General features: G+C 37.4%; 15 protein-coding genes and 1 riboswitch. Of the genes, 5 read left to right on the forward strand and 10 right to left on the reverse strand.

Annotated features, from left to right (window positions below; genetic code table 11):
- Nucleotides 1–137: 137 nt before the first annotated feature.
- Nucleotides 138–1,808 (reverse strand): peptide ABC transporter substrate-binding protein, encoded by a 1,671-nt coding sequence (locus ACY3XC_RS16350; protein ID WP_464869484.1) that lies wholly within the window; start codon nt 1,806–1,808, stop codon nt 138–140.
- Nucleotides 1,809–2,149: 341 nt separating this feature from the next.
- Here ACY3XC_RS16350 and ACY3XC_RS16355 point away from each other — a divergent pair, with 341 nt between their 5' ends.
- Nucleotides 2,150–2,515, forward strand: a complete 366-nt coding sequence (locus ACY3XC_RS16355; protein WP_464869485.1) for a DUF3899 domain-containing protein — start codon at nt 2,150–2,152, stop codon at nt 2,513–2,515.
- A gap of 26 nt (nt 2,516–2,541) precedes the next feature.
- Nucleotides 2,542–2,910, forward strand: a complete 369-nt coding sequence (locus ACY3XC_RS16360) for a VOC family protein (protein WP_464869486.1) — start codon at nt 2,542–2,544, stop codon at nt 2,908–2,910.
- A gap of 59 nt (nt 2,911–2,969) precedes the next feature.
- Here ACY3XC_RS16360 and ACY3XC_RS16365 read toward each other — a convergent pair whose 3' ends face one another.
- Nucleotides 2,970–3,110, reverse strand: a complete 141-nt coding sequence (locus ACY3XC_RS16365) for a YrzI family small protein (RefSeq protein ID WP_464869487.1) — start codon at nt 3,108–3,110, stop codon at nt 2,970–2,972.
- Nucleotides 3,111–3,277: 167 nt separating this feature from the next.
- Between ACY3XC_RS16365 and ACY3XC_RS16370 the strand changes: the two genes are divergently transcribed.
- From ACY3XC_RS16370 to ACY3XC_RS16380, 3 genes are all read left to right on the forward strand, one after another.
- Nucleotides 3,278–3,976 carry a peptidoglycan recognition protein family protein gene (locus ACY3XC_RS16370; RefSeq protein ID WP_464869488.1) on the forward strand — a complete coding sequence of 233 codons (699 nt, stop codon included), beginning with the start codon at nt 3,278–3,280 and terminating at the stop codon, nt 3,974–3,976.
- 135 nt (nt 3,977–4,111) lie between these two features.
- On the forward strand, nt 4,112–4,516 hold the full coding sequence (locus ACY3XC_RS16375) for a hypothetical protein (protein WP_464869489.1): 405 nt from the start codon (nt 4,112–4,114) through the stop codon (nt 4,514–4,516).
- A 189-nt stretch (nt 4,517–4,705) separates the two neighbouring features.
- Nucleotides 4,706–6,370, forward strand: coding sequence for a peptide ABC transporter substrate-binding protein (locus ACY3XC_RS16380; RefSeq protein ID WP_464869490.1), 1,665 nt, complete (start codon nt 4,706–4,708; stop codon nt 6,368–6,370).
- 242 nt (nt 6,371–6,612) lie between these two features.
- Here ACY3XC_RS16380 and phaC read toward each other — a convergent pair whose 3' ends face one another.
- The 8 genes from phaC to ACY3XC_RS16420 all read right to left on the reverse strand — a co-directional run bounded on the left by phaC (nt 6,613) and on the right by ACY3XC_RS16420 (nt 15,521).
- The gene (gene phaC, locus ACY3XC_RS16385) at nt 6,613–7,689 is read right to left on the reverse strand and encodes a class III poly(R)-hydroxyalkanoic acid synthase subunit PhaC (RefSeq protein WP_464869491.1); all 1,077 of its coding nucleotides are present in this window, start codon (nt 7,687–7,689) and stop codon (nt 6,613–6,615) included.
- A gap of 80 nt (nt 7,690–7,769) precedes the next feature.
- Nucleotides 7,770–8,513 carry a 3-oxoacyl-ACP reductase gene (locus ACY3XC_RS16390; protein ID WP_179157941.1) on the reverse strand — a complete coding sequence of 248 codons (744 nt, stop codon included), beginning with the start codon at nt 8,511–8,513 and terminating at the stop codon, nt 7,770–7,772.
- Nucleotides 8,514–8,570: 57 nt separating this feature from the next.
- Complete coding sequence (locus ACY3XC_RS16395) at nt 8,571–8,975, reverse strand: polyhydroxyalkanoic acid synthase subunit PhaR (RefSeq protein ID WP_464869492.1); 405 nt, start codon at nt 8,973–8,975, stop codon at nt 8,571–8,573.
- 537 nt (nt 8,976–9,512) lie between these two features.
- Nucleotides 9,513–12,086: a lipocalin-like domain-containing protein gene (locus ACY3XC_RS16400; RefSeq protein WP_464869493.1), complete on the reverse strand. Its 2,574-nt coding sequence runs from the start codon at nt 12,084–12,086 to the stop codon at nt 9,513–9,515.
- A gap of 302 nt (nt 12,087–12,388) precedes the next feature.
- Entirely contained in the window at nt 12,389–13,024 is a 636-nt protein-coding gene (locus ACY3XC_RS16405; protein ID WP_464869494.1) for a YczE/YyaS/YitT family protein, read from the reverse strand.
- Nucleotides 13,025–13,252: 228 nt separating this feature from the next.
- On the reverse strand, nt 13,253–13,975 hold the full coding sequence (locus tag ACY3XC_RS16410) for an amino acid ABC transporter ATP-binding protein (protein WP_464869495.1): 723 nt from the start codon (nt 13,973–13,975) through the stop codon (nt 13,253–13,255).
- Nucleotides 13,972–14,634 (reverse strand): amino acid ABC transporter permease, encoded by a 663-nt coding sequence (locus ACY3XC_RS16415; RefSeq protein ID WP_464869536.1) that lies wholly within the window; start codon nt 14,632–14,634, stop codon nt 13,972–13,974. The genes ACY3XC_RS16410 and ACY3XC_RS16415 overlap by 4 nt, the downstream gene beginning before the upstream one ends.
- 92 nt (nt 14,635–14,726) lie before the next feature.
- The gene (locus ACY3XC_RS16420) at nt 14,727–15,521 is read right to left on the reverse strand and encodes an ABC transporter substrate-binding protein (RefSeq protein ID WP_464869496.1); all 795 of its coding nucleotides are present in this window, start codon (nt 15,519–15,521) and stop codon (nt 14,727–14,729) included.
- 79 nt (nt 15,522–15,600) lie between these two features.
- A riboswitch (Lysine riboswitch) is annotated at nt 15,601–15,784 on the reverse strand.
- Nucleotides 15,785–15,913: the final 129 nt, after the last annotated feature.

The raw sequence follows: 15,913 nt of genomic DNA on the forward strand, positions 1-15,913 counted from the left end.
ATGTTATATCTAGTCGATTATAAATTTTTGTTATAATCGGAATATTCAGGTCCAAACAGGAGAAAAGAGAGTATATGCCTTAAAAGCATACACTCTCTTCAATTTTTCATAATAGCAATTATACTATTTTTTGCTGATTATTCTTCAGCACCAACGCTAGCCCACTTGTATTCGTAAGTTGCTCCGAATTGGTTTGTAAACACACCTTGTATTTTCGGAGATACTAACAAAGCGCCTGCTCTTTGATATACAGGAGCAATTGCTGCATCTTCAAATAAAACTTTTTCTGCCTTTAAGAAGTTTTCATAACGTGCATCTGGATCTTGAGCTAAAGTTGTTGCAGTTTCATTTATTAACTTATCATATTCTGGGTTAGAATAGCCCATTTGGTTATTACCGCCGCCAGTTAACCAAAGATTCATAAAGGTATATGGATCAAGGAAGTCTGGTCCCCATCCAGCAAACTGCATGTCATAATCCATAGCAGTATCTAATTCTAAACGCTGTTCAAATGGTACTTCTTTTAAAGTAACTTTTAAACCAGGAAGGTTAGTTGATAACTGGTTTGCAAGATATTGGTTCATCATTTTAGAAACATCATTGTCGCCGCCTAGGAATTCAATTTCAACTGTATCAGTTCCTAATTCAGTTTTAGCTTGTTCCCAGATCTTTTGTGCTTCTTTAACGTCAAATTTCACAAGGTCTCCACTAACTTCGCGGAAGTCTTTTCCGTCAGGAGTTGCAACGAAATCTTTTGGAACTAAACCGTTAGCAACGATAGAACCGTTGTTTAAGATTTCATCTACTAATGCTTGCTTATCAAATGCTCTAGAGATAGCTTTACGTACGTTTACGTTCTTAAGAGCTGGGTTTCTTGTTTGGTTCATTTTAATATAGAATACAGAGTTATCAGGTTCAACTGTGTAATCATCATGAGTTGAGTATGTATCAACTAGGTCAGATGATAAACCAGCACGGTCAACTTCACCTTTTTCATATAAGTCAACACCTGTTTGTGCTTCTTTTACTACTACATAAGTCATTTTTTCTAACTTTACAGTTTTTGCATCCCAGTAAGTTTCGTTCTTAACTAATTCCCACTCATTAGCAGTACTAGTCCAAGATGCGAACTTAAATGGTCCGTTAGCTAATAATGTATCAGCGCTAGTTGCATATGTGTCACCTTTTTCCGTTACAAACTTCTCATTTAATGGGAAGAAAGTTGGGAAGGTTGTTAAAGATTCAAAATAAGGAGTTGGATTTTCAAGTTCAACAACTAGTTTGAAATCGCCATCAGCTTTAACACCTAATTGATCTACAGGAACTTCACCTTTGTTAACAGAAGTTGCGTTTTTGATAACGCCGCCCATCATGTATGGACCATATTCAGATCCTTGCTTCGGGTCTACTGCACGACGCCAAGAAAATACGAAGTCGTTAGCTGTTACAGGGTCACCATTTTCCCATTTTGCATCTTCACGTAAAGTGAAAGTCCAAGTTTTACCGTCTGCACTTACTTCGTGCTTAGTAGCAATACCATCAGTTGGTTTTCCGCTTTCATCAAGACGGTATAAACCTTCCATAATAGCAGCAGTGAATTGGATACCGTATTCATCTGTTACCATACCAGGGTCCATTGAAGGAATTGTATCCCCATTAATAAAGTGTAACACTTGTTCAACTTCTGGCGCATCATCAGCTGGTTTTTTGCCATCATCAGCTGTATTCTTGTCGCCGCCTGAGCAAGCTGCTAAAAACATGCTTAGCACAAGACTTAGAGCTAAAAGCCATGCATACTTTTTCTTCATAACAAAAATGACCTCCTATTGTTTTATTTTTCTGTCAATTCGCTCTTAAAAAAGAAGCTAAGGAAATCATACTATTTTTATACTACTCTTGTAAAGACTAAATATATAAAAGAGTCAAAAAATTATTATATCATTATAGATTACATTAACATTACAGTTGATATACCAATACTTTTCCTGAAGATGTATGTAATAAATTTTATTCTAAAATAGGAATGCGTTTTCTTTTTTAATGCCTAAAAAAACAGGTAAAGTATACTTTCAAAGCGAATTGGGTTAAAATACCTTTATTCTTAATATCATGTCTAAAATAATTTTATAAATGAAAAGGTGAAATGGAAATGTTCAAGGATAAATGGAAATTTTTGATGATTAATATTTTATTAACCTGTTTATTCTTTCTAATTTTTGCAGATGAGTATAATCTCCTGAACTTTATTAATTCGGTATTTTATCTTTGTTTTGTTTATGTGATTGTTGTTTTGTTTATGTATACCTCAAAAGGAGGCTTTTTTGATGGTGTTACCTTCGGATTTAGAAGATTCAGAAGTATCATGTTTACGCGAAATGGTTATCTCGAAGAATATCTTGATAAACCGCTTCCTTCTGAAAACTTTAATGCTTCTATCTATCAAAGCCTTAAATTCCAAGCTATTTCTTTATTCGTGCTGTTAATCTTTTTACTTTTCCTATACTATGCACTATAAAATAACCTGCAAGGGAGAATCTATCTATGGATATTCAAAAGGTTGGTCAAATTGCGGTACCTGTTAAGAATCTAGATCGAGCGGTACAGTTTTATATAGAAAAACTTGGACTTCCTCATTTATTTTCTTCAAACGGATTAGCGTTCTTTGACTGCAGCGGTTTGCGTCTTTTACTAAGTGTTCCAGAGAAAGAGGAATTTGCTCAATCGAGTTCCATAATCTATTTTCAAGTCGAAAACATTCATGCGGCTTATGAAGAATTGTTAGTTAAGGAAGTTACATTTATCGATGAACCACACCTTATTGCCAAAATGGGACAAACGGAAACATGGATGGCCTTCTTTAAGGACAGTGAGGAAAATACCCATGCTTTAATGAGTGAATTTGAACGATAGTTAATTGACAAAGAGACCGAAATTAAAATTCGGCCTCTTTTCTTTTGTGTAAAAAAGTCTTAATACCTGCCCATCCAATGAATATAACGATCCAATTTCTCTTGCATATGTTTTTCAACCATCTCTCTATGGATAGCTTCATCTAGTGTGACTTTACGGGGTTTTATGCTTATGGTGAAAAAGAAAATATTTAAGGTCATGGTTATTTCCTCCTTCTCAAATTCAATTAGTTTCGTTTGTTATTTATCGTTCTCATCTAGATAACGTTTATAAGCAGTGAAGTGTTGGGGATATTATAGGATTTTTTAGAGAATAATCTTATGGTTAATCTTCAAACTATACCTAAAAGGTTTGAAAGGATATCAAAATGAAAAAAAAACTTGTACTTGTTATTGGAGTCATTTTTTGTTTAATATTCCTTCCTATAGCTCCAGTCCATGCAACTGAAATTCAAGGACAACATATCCTTATGACGAGAGGGGAATTTAAGGAATGGTTAGCTAACACCCAAGTAAACCGTGAAATAAAGTTAATTCAACAGCATCATACCTGGTTACCTTCCTATAAGCATTTTAATGGTTCTAATCATTTCCGCATGTTGATGGGTATGGAGAATCATCATAAAAAAACAATGGGCTGGAGTAATATAGCCCAAAACATCACCACCTTTCCAGATGGAAAAGTTGCGGTTTCCAGACCACTTAACGTCATTCCTGAAGGAACAATTGGTCCCATAGCTAATTCAGTTGGAATTGCCATTGAGCATGTTGGAAACTTTGATATCGGGCAGGATGTCATGACGAAGGAACAAAGGGAAACTATTCTTTACATTAATGCTTTGCTTTGTATAAAGTTTGGGCTGATACCTTCGATTGACAGTATTACGTATCACCATTGGTGGCACCTAAAAACGAAGGAAAGAGTCTTAGATGCCACAGCTAGTTATAATGTTAAATCCTGTCCTGGTACCGGTTTTTTTGGCGGTAATTCCACAAATAGCGCTAAGAGTAACTTTTATCCACTAATCTCAGATAAAATAGAAGAAATAGTAGAATCTGGGCAATAATTTCTAGTTCGTCTTGTCAAATATGTTTCTCTTTCCTCATAAAACATTCATTTTCTTGACCTATGTCAAGGAAATGAATGGCATAATGCCTTAAATTAAAATAGTAAATCAAAGAGGAAAAGGAGACTACATATTATGAAGAAGTTCAGATTATTATTATTAATGGGTGCAATCCTATTTGGCTTGGCAGCTTGTGGAGGAGCAGATGAAGAGGCAGCTCCAAAGGAAGAGGCAGAAACAGTTGATACAGCAGCATCTGCATCAGATGCAGAAGAATTCACAATCACGGCAACGAACTGGGATTTCTCTTCTGATAAAGAATTGACGATCAAAAAAGGTACGAAGGTTAAAATTAATTTAGTAAACAAAGAAGGCATGCATACTATTGCGAATGAGGACTTAGGAATTGACCTCAAAGCTGACACTCCTTCTGAGTTTACTGCAGAAACAACAGGTGAATATGAATTAATTTGTTCTACTATTTGTGGTGCTACCGAAGACCATGAAGCAATGAAAATCTCACTAAAAATTATAGATTAATATAGAAAGGTCCTGATTTTCAGGGCTTTTTTTGTTTTTCTACTATTCTATGTCTAATAAGTTCACTACCTAAATTATCCAACAATACTTTACAAGAAAACAAGTTAATGAGTATAATCATTCTTAGAGTCTCAATTTTCTGTAGATAAATAATATTCAGAATCAAACACAATTTAGGGGGAAAAACGAATGAAGGTCAAACATTGGTTATTGCTTTTAACATTTGGATTATTGCTAAGTGTACTAGCAGCGTGTTCCGGAGATGAGTCAAAGGAACCAGCAGGTACAGATGCTAAGGAGGAGGAAAAGGGAGAAAAAGTACTTAGCTTTTTAAACCCAGAAGCCATTCCTTCAATGGACCCTTCTTTAGCTACGGATGAGTCTTCCTTTATCTACTTAGCTGCAACATTAGAAGGTCTTTACCGATTAGATGAAAAAACACAACCATCTCCGGGGATTGCTACCAAGCATGAAGTTAGTACTGATGGTTTAACTTGGACCTTTACGTTACGTGAAGACGCTAAATGGTCAAATGGCGACTCAGTAACAGCTCATGATTTTGTATATGCATGGCAGCGTGCAGTTGACCCAGCAACTGGATCTGAATATGGTCCATACATGATGAATGGGGTCATCAAAAATGCAACAGCTGTAAGCAAAGGTGAAGCCGCTGTTGACCAGCTAGGTGTTAAAGCGGATGGCGATTATAAACTTGTAGTTGAATTAGAAAACCCAACACCATACTTTGAAACATTAACAACTTTCGGGACATTCTTCCCATTAAACAAAAAGTTTGTAGAGGAAAAAGGCGATAAATTCGCAACTAGTTCTGAAAACTTATTAGCGAATGGTCCCTACACTATTAACAATTGGACTAGTACAAGTGATACATGGGAACTTGTGAAGAATAAAGATTATTGGGATGCAAAAACAGTAAAAATGGATAAACTGACATACAAAGTTGTAAAGGATCCACAAACGGCTCTAGATTTATATGAAGAGGGTACAGTTGATCGAATGGATTTAACATCCGATTTAGTCGACCAATATTCTACTAATGATGATTATTTAGTTTCGGCTGATACATTTGTCTACTTCCTGAAGTTTAACCAAACAACATCAGATGCTTTAGCAAATAAGAATATCCGTGCTGCACTCAGCAGAGCATTTGATAAAGAAGGCTTAGTAAACGAAATCCTAAACAACGGATCTATCGTTGCAAATGGACTTGTTCCAACTGATTTTACTCCAATGCCTGGAACAGGCGAGGACTTCCGTAAGGTGAGCGGAGACCTTGTTACGTATGACCTTGAAGCAGCAAAAGAATTGTGGGCAAAAGGATTAGCTGAGTTAGGTACAGATTCAGTGGAACTTGAGTTCTTAGCTGATGATGACAAGACAACAAAATTATTAGTTGAATATGTTGCAAACCAGCTTTCAACCAATCTTGAAGGATTAAAAGTGAACATTAAACAAGTACCAAAAGAACAGCGTCTTGATTTAGATACTGCTATGGATTATGAGCTGCAGCTATCTAGATGGGGCCCTGACTTCCTTGATCCATTTACATTCATGAACCTGTGGGTTACGGATGGCGGAAACAATATGACTGGATATTCTAGTGCAGAATATGACAAATTAGTGAGTGAAACAGCTACAAAATTTGCTACAGATAATGAAGCACGTTATAAGAACTTCTTAGAGGCTGAAAAAGTGCTATTTGAAGATGCAGCAATTGCTCCTGTTTACCAAGCTTCTCGTGCACAATTGATTTCTCCAAAAGTTCAAGGTGTGTTCGTGAACCCATTCGGTGCAACATACGAATATAAATGGGCCGACGTAGGCGAAGAGTAAAATCTTTCTATTTATAAATGACAAAGAGGGAGAAATGCCAATTGGTATTTCTCCCTCTTTTAATTACGATATTTATTTGATGTAATATCGTTTGTTGCAATTCAAGGAACTATCCTAATTGGACATTTAGGATTTTGTGTTTTCTGATAATTTAATATAATCACCTTTACCACTACCTCAATATTGTTTTGCATAAAAAAAGTGCCCCAAATGATTAATCTGGGACACTTTCATTCGTATATTTAGTTGGATCGTTCCTCCAGCCAGTCAGCAATGGTTGGATAGGTTATTTTGGTAGCTTGACTGCCAAATGTAATCGATGTGTGACCCACTGGCAAACATTTATATTCTTTATCTTCACTAGATATAGCGTTCATCAATGCTTCCACTTGGTGCGGCTGGGCAATTAGGTCGTTTTTACCAGATAGATTGAGCACGTTCGCAGTAATATTTTCTAGGTTAACCTTCTTACCACGAATAACCATTTCTCCTTTTATCAGCTTGTTTTGCTGATAAAAGTCTCTAATCCACTGACGGTAAGCTTCACCTGGGAATTGAATACCGTCGTTTAACCATTTTTGCAATAGCTTATAGCTCTTTATGAACTTCTCATTATCCGCACGTTCATATAGACTAATGTATGGTCCATAGTTCGTTCCCATTGGATTGATCATTTTGTTTCCGAAGTCTATCATTTCAGGTGGAATAACACCCAGGGTATCTACAACTTTATCAATATTAAAATATCGTTCATCTAACATCGCACCATATGAGCCTGTCTTTTCAAAATCAAAAGGACTTGTCATAAAGATAAGATTCCGGATTGGTAATTCAGGATGCAATGCTGCAAATGCAGCCGTGATCGTTCCCCCCATGCAATAACCAAGGATCGAAACTTCATCCACATTAGATTTTCTCAACACCTTACGAACGGCACGTGGGATATAGTCCATAATGTAATCATCGAGTTTCATATTTCGATCTTCGTAACCTGGCTCACCCCAGTCAAGGAGATAGACATCAAACCCGCGATTAACCAAGTATTCTACTAAACTGCCGCCCTTTGTTAAATCCAATACATAGGGTTTATTAATAAGGGCATACACCAAAAGAAGAGGAATTTTATGTTTTTTTGGATTTTCAGAAATATAGCGATAAAGCTTCGTTTTATTTCTTGTCCAAATAAGTTCTTTCGGTGTTGGCGCTACTTCCGGTTCAGCATCTGTTGTCAGCACTTGATTTGCTCTTACTGCACGTTGATACATCTCCTTGTATTCCGGAGGTGTAAATTCGAGCAGTTCATTCCAATCGGTTGGCATAAGTACGCTAATGACTGTTCACTCCTTACATGATTTATTTACTCTATCAATTTATTAATAAAGCCTGACCTTCATGACAATTACATGTAAAGTCCACCGTTAATATTTAATTGCTGACCAGTAATATAGTCACCATCTTTACATAGGAAAACAACACCACGAGCGATTTCTTCTGGTTTGCCTAAACGTTTTTGTGGTACTTTTTCAACGATTCCTGCAAGGACCTTTTCAGGAATGGCTTGGACCATTTCAGTTCCAATAAACCCTGGGCAAATCGCATTAACAGTTACGTTACTTTTAGCAAGTTCAAGAGCAAGTGATTTAGTGTATCCAATAAGTCCTGCTTTTGCAGCAGCATAGTTGGTTTGTCCAAACCCGCCAGCTTGTCCAATAATAGACGAAATGTTGATGATGCGGCCTGCATCTGATTCAAGAAGATAAGGTAAGGCAGCAGAAGTATTGTTGTAAACACTGTTTAAATTAACATTGATTACTTCTCTCCAATCTTCTTCTGTCAATTTTTTAAACGTGCTGTCTCTTGTAATTCCTGCATTATTAACCAGGATATCTAATTTGCCATAATGATTGATTGTTTCTTGTACAAGGTATGCTGACTCATTACTTTCTGAAACATCTGCTTGAATGGCATAAGCATCTCCGCCGAATTCATTTATTTCTGCAACGATTCTATCCGCTAATTCTTTGCGAGTATTATAGTTAATGACAACCTTCGCACCGTTTTTAGCCAGTTCCAATGCAATTGCTGCTCCGATTCCTCTGCTGCCGCCAGTTACGATTGCTACTTTATCCCTTAATCCTGTCATCTTTATCCACCCCGTCTATAGTAGTTGTTTAAAAAACTATGTAATACTTTTTTATTTTTATTTCGTTTTTTCCTGTGATTTTAACATGGTAAGGATTTGATTCAATTTAGTGTCCAAGCTCTTCATATCTTTCTTTAAATGAGTCAATTCTGCTTTAAATGATTCCGGAACATCTTGGCTTTCCAATTTCTCTTCTAATTTTTCTTCTAAATCATCGACTTTTGCATCCACATTAACAATCAACGAAGAAATGTTTGCAATGTCATTTCGACTTGGTACGTTCATAAACTCCAAGTACTTTAATGTTGATTCATCAATCATTTTTTTAAATTGAAGATTCATCTCCAAAACCTGTCCCATCCCTTCAGAAGGGAACTCCTTGCTGATTTTTTCATCAAATAATTTACTGGTTTGGGAATAATAATCCTTCCACATATCATAAAAGTTAAAGCTTTGGTCCATGTCTGTTTCCTCCTTATATCTTTCTAGACGTTTCAATCATACTAACTATATGGAAATAATTAAAGATTAAATATTGAAAATTATCGAAATATATTTCTTCTTTTATTGACAAAATCCTCCCTTTTTCGCAAAATACCCTATAATTTCAATTGGAATGATACGTGATGTTCATCAAAATGAATTTTATAAAAATGGCTCTTTCGTAAACTTTGTTGTTTTCTGTACGAATACCAAAGGCAACTTCAGACAAGTTTGATGAATTTAAGAGGCATGATGTCCGAACCTGTGGCAACTTCGGACAAGTTTAATGAATCTAAGAGGCATGGTGTCCGAACCCGTGGCAACTTCGGACAAGCTTGATGCAATTAAGAGGCATGGTGTCCGAACCAGAGGAGACTTAAGCAAAAAACGTAGTAACCAATAATAAAAACAACAATCTTTTGCGAAAACATCTATAAAAATAAAAATCCCCTTTTGCTCTTTTATCAGCAAAAGGGGATGAACCTCAAAATTCTATTACTGTTTTTTCAACAGTTGTTACTCTCCAGCTGGATGTTGATAAAGAGACTGAACTTCGCTTTCAGGAAGGGCTAATCCATCATATACTCGTACTTCATCCATTAATCCTTTGAAAGGAGTATCCCAGTAGTTCACACCTAAACCAAATGCTGCATCAATGGAGGTAAATACATTTGGGAAGTTGTCTCCTGTATATTTTGCTTCACCATTAATATAAAAGACAGCGTGGCCTTCTTTTACCGTTAAAGTAAGATGTGACCACTCACCTACAGGTATGGTCCGATCCGTTACCGCATCATACCACTGGTCACCATTGTGTGACCAAACCATCGTATTACCCCATCCTGTTTTAGGTACAACACTAATCCAATTATTCGCGGTTTTTGCCCCAAAGAATGAGGTTGTAAATTCAGTAATTTGATCTGGTTTTACCCACAATGATACAGAGTATGTATCACCCGTAATTAAGCCGTCAGCTAACCGTAGTCCTGAATTTCCATCGAATTTAGCTGCTTTTCCTGCAACACCTTCGGCAAATGGAATTTGTCCGCCAGTATTATCAAGACGATCTCCCGTCACGGTTGCATCCGCCTTATTTGTCCCAGAAAGGTCTTTAAAACCATCATTAAAATCGTAGAAAGCCGCTAAGCCGCCTTCTGCCCTTTTGGTCACTGTAACGGTTATGGTTAATGTTTCGGTCGCATCACCTAATGTAATCTCCGCCGTTAAGTTTACCACAGCATCTTCAGCGTCATAGCTTGGTCGTGTAACCACGCCTTCATTGGACACTGCCTCTGGATTAGAAGATTCCCAGGTGATTTGCGCTCCTCTTGTTGCTACGGTTGGCAACGTTAAATCACTAATCACAGTAGACGGGAAACTAGTACCTAACTCTTGTTTGATCGCGTGAACTAATTCTTCATCAGAAGAGGCATCCACATGACTTCCCCAAATGACGATTCCTTCATCTGACATTGCACTAAACGTCATTACCCACTGCTCCGATGTAGGGTCATATTGGCGGATAAATACACCATCATACGTACCTTCATTATCGATGGTTAATTCAGCCCGGTACTTGCCATACAATTTCCATGTACCGGTTACTGCACCAGAAATAGTGTGATCACTATTCAACTTCACCCAGGTAGATTCGGTCAATTCACCTGTAATTTCTTTTCCGTGGTTAATGAATTTATAGTCACCCTTCACATCGGCTTCTGAAACTTTCTTGATTGTTTCACCCGCATAACGGTATGGTGTCGGCACTGGCCATTGTTCACGGTTCTTAAAGGTTTGATGTACACGAACTTCATGCATTTCCCCTTGCTGCGGGAAACGAGTATGTGTCACGATAAATTCCTTGCCTAGTTCTTCGTCAATAAGGTAAGAGTTATGTCCAGGAGAAAGGTAGCCTGTACCGATTCCGGTGCCCGCTTCACCAAGATCTCTTTTAAATAAGGAATTCCCCATCATTTTATTACCGATATCTTTATGATCCTTATTACTCGGGAAGTTACCTGCTCCGATATCAAATGACTCTGGGAATACTGCAGGGTTGCCTTCTGCATCTACATATGGACCATCAGGACTCTCTGATCTAAACTGTCTCATCTGATAACCGCCATCAGATGCTAAACCGCCATACGTAATGTATAGATAATAATAGCCGGTTTCCTTATCATATACAGCGTACGTTCCTTCAGCCGATCTTCCGTAGCCAGAAGCAATTTTTGTACCGAAATATCTATCAATCATTCTGCCATCTTCTGTTTTACCATCTTTACCAGGATACTTTGGCAGACCTGTTTTCTTATCTAATTCTAAAATAAAGGTCCCGCCAGACCAGGATCCGTAAGTCATATATAGCTTATTATTTTTAGCCTGAAGAATGTTGGCATCAATTGCGTTGGTGTACAGTTTATTATTGTAAGCTCCATTAGCCGTAAACCATTCAGGATTTACCTCATCGATCACACCCTCTTCAATGAGATCTGCGAGATTCGTATTCTCCCAGTGCTTATTCACAGTACTGTTTCGATCATAAGCTTCATTGTTGGTAAAACCTGAATACATAATGGTATCTAGATATTGAAATGGCCCTTCAATGTTCTTCGACACCGCTATCCCGATTGCAGAACGGATATACGTGGAAGACACACTATAGTACAGCATATAGGCACCCTTTGTACCATCTTCATTTACATAATGTTTATTCCAAAAAACATCCGGAGCCCAAACGGCATAGCCGCCTCTAGAGTCAGAATCATTCTCTCCAGCCCATTCAAAGGAACCAGCAAGATTTGCTGACAAATCCCCATAAACTTTATTATCTGGGGTAGTATATCCATTCGTAAATTTATCCCAATTTACTAAGTCTGTTGATTTAGCACCGTCAATGTGTGAGCCATAGACATAGTAAGTTCCCGTTTTTGGATCTTTAATGATGGAAGGGTCATGAACGGAAGCATTTCTAAATTCAAGTGGTTCCGAATTACTTGTTGCCTCGTTCCCAAACGCACTAATGGGTATTAAGAATAGCAGTATTAGAAAAACAGCTATGAAACTCTTAAAAAGACCTTTCTTATTCATACTATCTCCTCCTTATCATCGTTATTGTACGGACCAATAATGTTGAGTCTTTTTTCTTAAGTTTATAGATACCTCCAATCCCATTAAAGGTTGTACATACAAGTTGTAAGCCGCTTATATATGTAAATTAGCAAGCTATATCTATTTAAACAATACTATAAAATTAAAATATTCTCAATATTCTTTTACAAACTTGTTTGAACAAGTTTGTGTTAATTGGTAAAATGAACGTACAAGTTAATTTTTAAAAAAGGCGCAGATTAAGCTCTGCGCCTTTTGAGATTAGCTATCGTTTTGCTATTTTATGCTGCTAGTTTTTGGTGTTCCTTATTAACAAGTAAATTCTTTAAAAGTGTTTTACATTGCGGTAAGGAAAAGCCTACAATTGGACCCAAGAAAAAGGCAATTATCATGGAGCCAACCCCAACTGGTCCTCCTAATGCCCAACCCAAAATGAGGACAAGAACTTCCATTCCATTACGAACCCATTGTAAACTCCAGCCGGTTTTGTCCACAATCAGGAGCATAATACTATCTCGTGGGCCAGAACCCAAATCAGCGGAAACATAGAGTCCAACTCCATACCCCATTAGAATAACTCCTAAAACAAAGAATATTAAGGCGCCAGTTAAACTATCGACACCTGGCAATAGCCACAAAAAGAAATCTATGAATAAACCAAGTAACAGCATATTTAAAAACGCACCGATTTTAGGTAATTTTTTCGTTGCCATGGAGGAAGCGGTAAGCAATAGAAATCCTATAATGATCGACCATGTGCCAATCGTCAGCCCCAGCTTTAGGAACATCCCATAATGAAACACATCCCAGGGACCTGCTCCTAACAATTTTCCTTCAATCGTTAAGGCTGCACCTAGCGCTAAAACAATCAGTCCAAAAACAAAAAAAGACCAGCGAAGAATCCATTCTTTTCTCATAATTTCTCCTCTAATCTCAAAATTATTTAACTAAACCACTATACCATATCAATAATAATGGAAACTATAAAAATTAAATGGAAATCACCCTAAGTCTTGCTTCCGTTGATTTTATCATTATTTTTTATTTATGGTATGGTTCAGCGTGATGCTTCAATATGAGGTTTATACTTAATAAAAAGATAAAAAACCTACCTTGAATACTCCAAAGGTAGGTTTTATTACTTTCTATAATATTTGGTTCAAAAACCTTTTAGTTCGTTCATGTTTTGGATTGACAAAGATATCATTTGGATGTCCTTCTTCAATAATATTTCCGTCTGCAAGCATAATGACTCGGTCCGCCACTTCTTTCGCAAATCCCATTTCATGTGTCACAATCACCATCGTCATCCCGTCACGTGCCAGATCCTTCATTACCTGTAGCACTTCACCAACAAGCTCAGGATCCAAAGCTGAGGTCGGCTCATCAAAAAGCATCACTTTTGGTTCCATTGCTAATGCTCTCGCGATTGCTACCCGCTGCTTTTGCCCGCCGGATAATTGTTCAGGATAGTAGTTGGCTTTATCCTCTAATCCTACCTTTTTAAGAAGGGCAAGTGCTTTTGAACTTGCTGCTTCCTTTGTTTCTTTTCTGACAAAAATCGGAGCTTCGGTAATATTTTCTATTACTGTTTTATGAGGGAAAAGATTAAAATGCTGGAACACCATTCCTACCTTTTCTCTAACCTTATTTAAGTTTGTTTTTGCTAGGTCTATGTTTTCAGAATCGATGATAATGTCACCGTGCTCTGCCACCTCTAAAAAATTTAAGCAGCGTAGCAGCGTACTTTTACCAGAGCCACTGGCACCGATCAGAACCACTACCTCTTTCTCGTCTACACGTAAGTTTATATTTTTTAATACTTCAAGCCTGCCAAAGGATTTTGAAAGATTGCTAATTTTAATCATGCGATCACGCCCTCCTTAGGTTTGCTGACATCCATTTTCTTTTCAATCCGATTAGCAACCCAAGTGAAAATCAGGACGATAATTAAATAATAGACTCCAACAACAAAATACGTTTCAAACGGCATATAGTTTTCACCTTGGACACTAAGAGCCGTGTTATATAGGTCCGTCACAGCAATATACGCAACAAGGGAAGAATCTTTTAAGCCAATAATAAACTGATTGGCTAAAGACGGAATTGCTCTTTTGAAAGCTTGTGGAAAAATAATTCTCCTCATCGCAAGAGAGTAGGGCATTCCGAGTGACCTCGCCGCTTCCATCTGTCCGCGATCAATGGATTGCACCGCTCCTCTAAAAATTTCCGCAATGTAGGCACCGGTATGAACACCTAATGCCAGAGCCCCTGCCGTGAAGCTGTCTAGGTTCACTATATTGGCAAGTCCATAATAAAGGAACATGATCTGAACAATGAGAGGCGTTCCACGAATAATACCAATGTAGATATCCGCAATCCAATTTAGTATTTTACTAGTGGAAATCTTAAAGCCCGCAAAAATTAAACCAATCACCATCGCAAATAATAGGGAGATTGCCGTTATGGCGATCGTCATCCAAGAAGCTTTCAAAAAGGCAATTCCATGTTCACTAAAAATACTCATAATATTTTCAACAAAAACCACAATGCGTACCTCCTTCTTTGAATAGTGAAGGCACCCACATTAGGTGCTTTCACTAAAGTATTTTTCCAATCTTATTTTTCCATGATGTTGGTATTAAACCATTTCATACTGATTTTTTCATACGTACCATCGTCAATCATCGATTGGATGGCCTCGTTGATTTTATCAGCAAGCTCTTTGTTTCCTTCAGCAACTGCTACACTTACACGGTCTTCATTCAATAAATCGCCAATTTCCTTTATTTTTAAGCTTTTTTCATTTTTGGCACTAACACCAACAATTTTATCCGTGATCACGGCATCTAAACGGCCAAGCGCCAAATCTTGAAGAGCGTTTACGTCTGTTGGATAGCCTTTTACTTGATCAGATAAATCTTCAGCCATATCCTTCCATGTGCTGGCTTGAATGACCCCGATACTCTTACCCTTCAAATCTTCCTTTGATTGAATATCCGTATTGCCTTCCGCTACAAAAATCTGTGCACCAGATAGATAATAGGGATTGGTGAAATCAACTTGCTTATCACGCTCAGGTGTAGCAGTCATACTTCCAATAATGGCATCATATTTCTTTGCCTTCAATCCTTGGATAATCGTTTCCCATGGATTTGTTACAGGGTTTGCTTCAAGCCCAATTCTCTTAGCAATTTCTGTTCCAATTTCAACATCAAATCCAGTCAATTTACCGTCCTTCTTAAAGTTTAACGGTGGATATTGTCCTGTCATGGAGAATGTTAACGCTCCTTTTTCCACTAACTCAAGCTTCCCCTCATTTGCCTTTGCTTCCTTTTCCCCATCTGCCTTCTCAGTGCCGCAAGCAGATAAAATCAACATCATTGCTGCTAATAAAAATACAAACTTTTTCATAAATATTCCCCCTAGTTAATAAAAAAACACCGTCAAGGTAAATTTGACGGTGTTCTGTACACCCTCATCGATTAGCATTGGTGAAGATAGTTCTCCACAATTCCAAGGAACTGTGACAGTTCTGCCCCTATTCGAGTGCAGACCCAGCTTTCTGAAAGAGGTGATTTTCAGAAGCTTCGGCGATTGATCCTTTTTCCTATTTTCATAGATTTCACAGAATCTCCAATAGGATACTAATAACAATCGCGACCTCTACCCCATCTAATGCTTAAAGATGAGGATTTTATATTTAGTTTAACGAAACTTTCTTCAGTATAAATAAATATTCTAACAAGTGCAATAATAATTTTAGTTGAATTTTTATCCAATTTAAAAGACTTGACTGGTTTTAT

This window comes from Bacillus sp. CZDM1 (assembly GCF_055502545.1).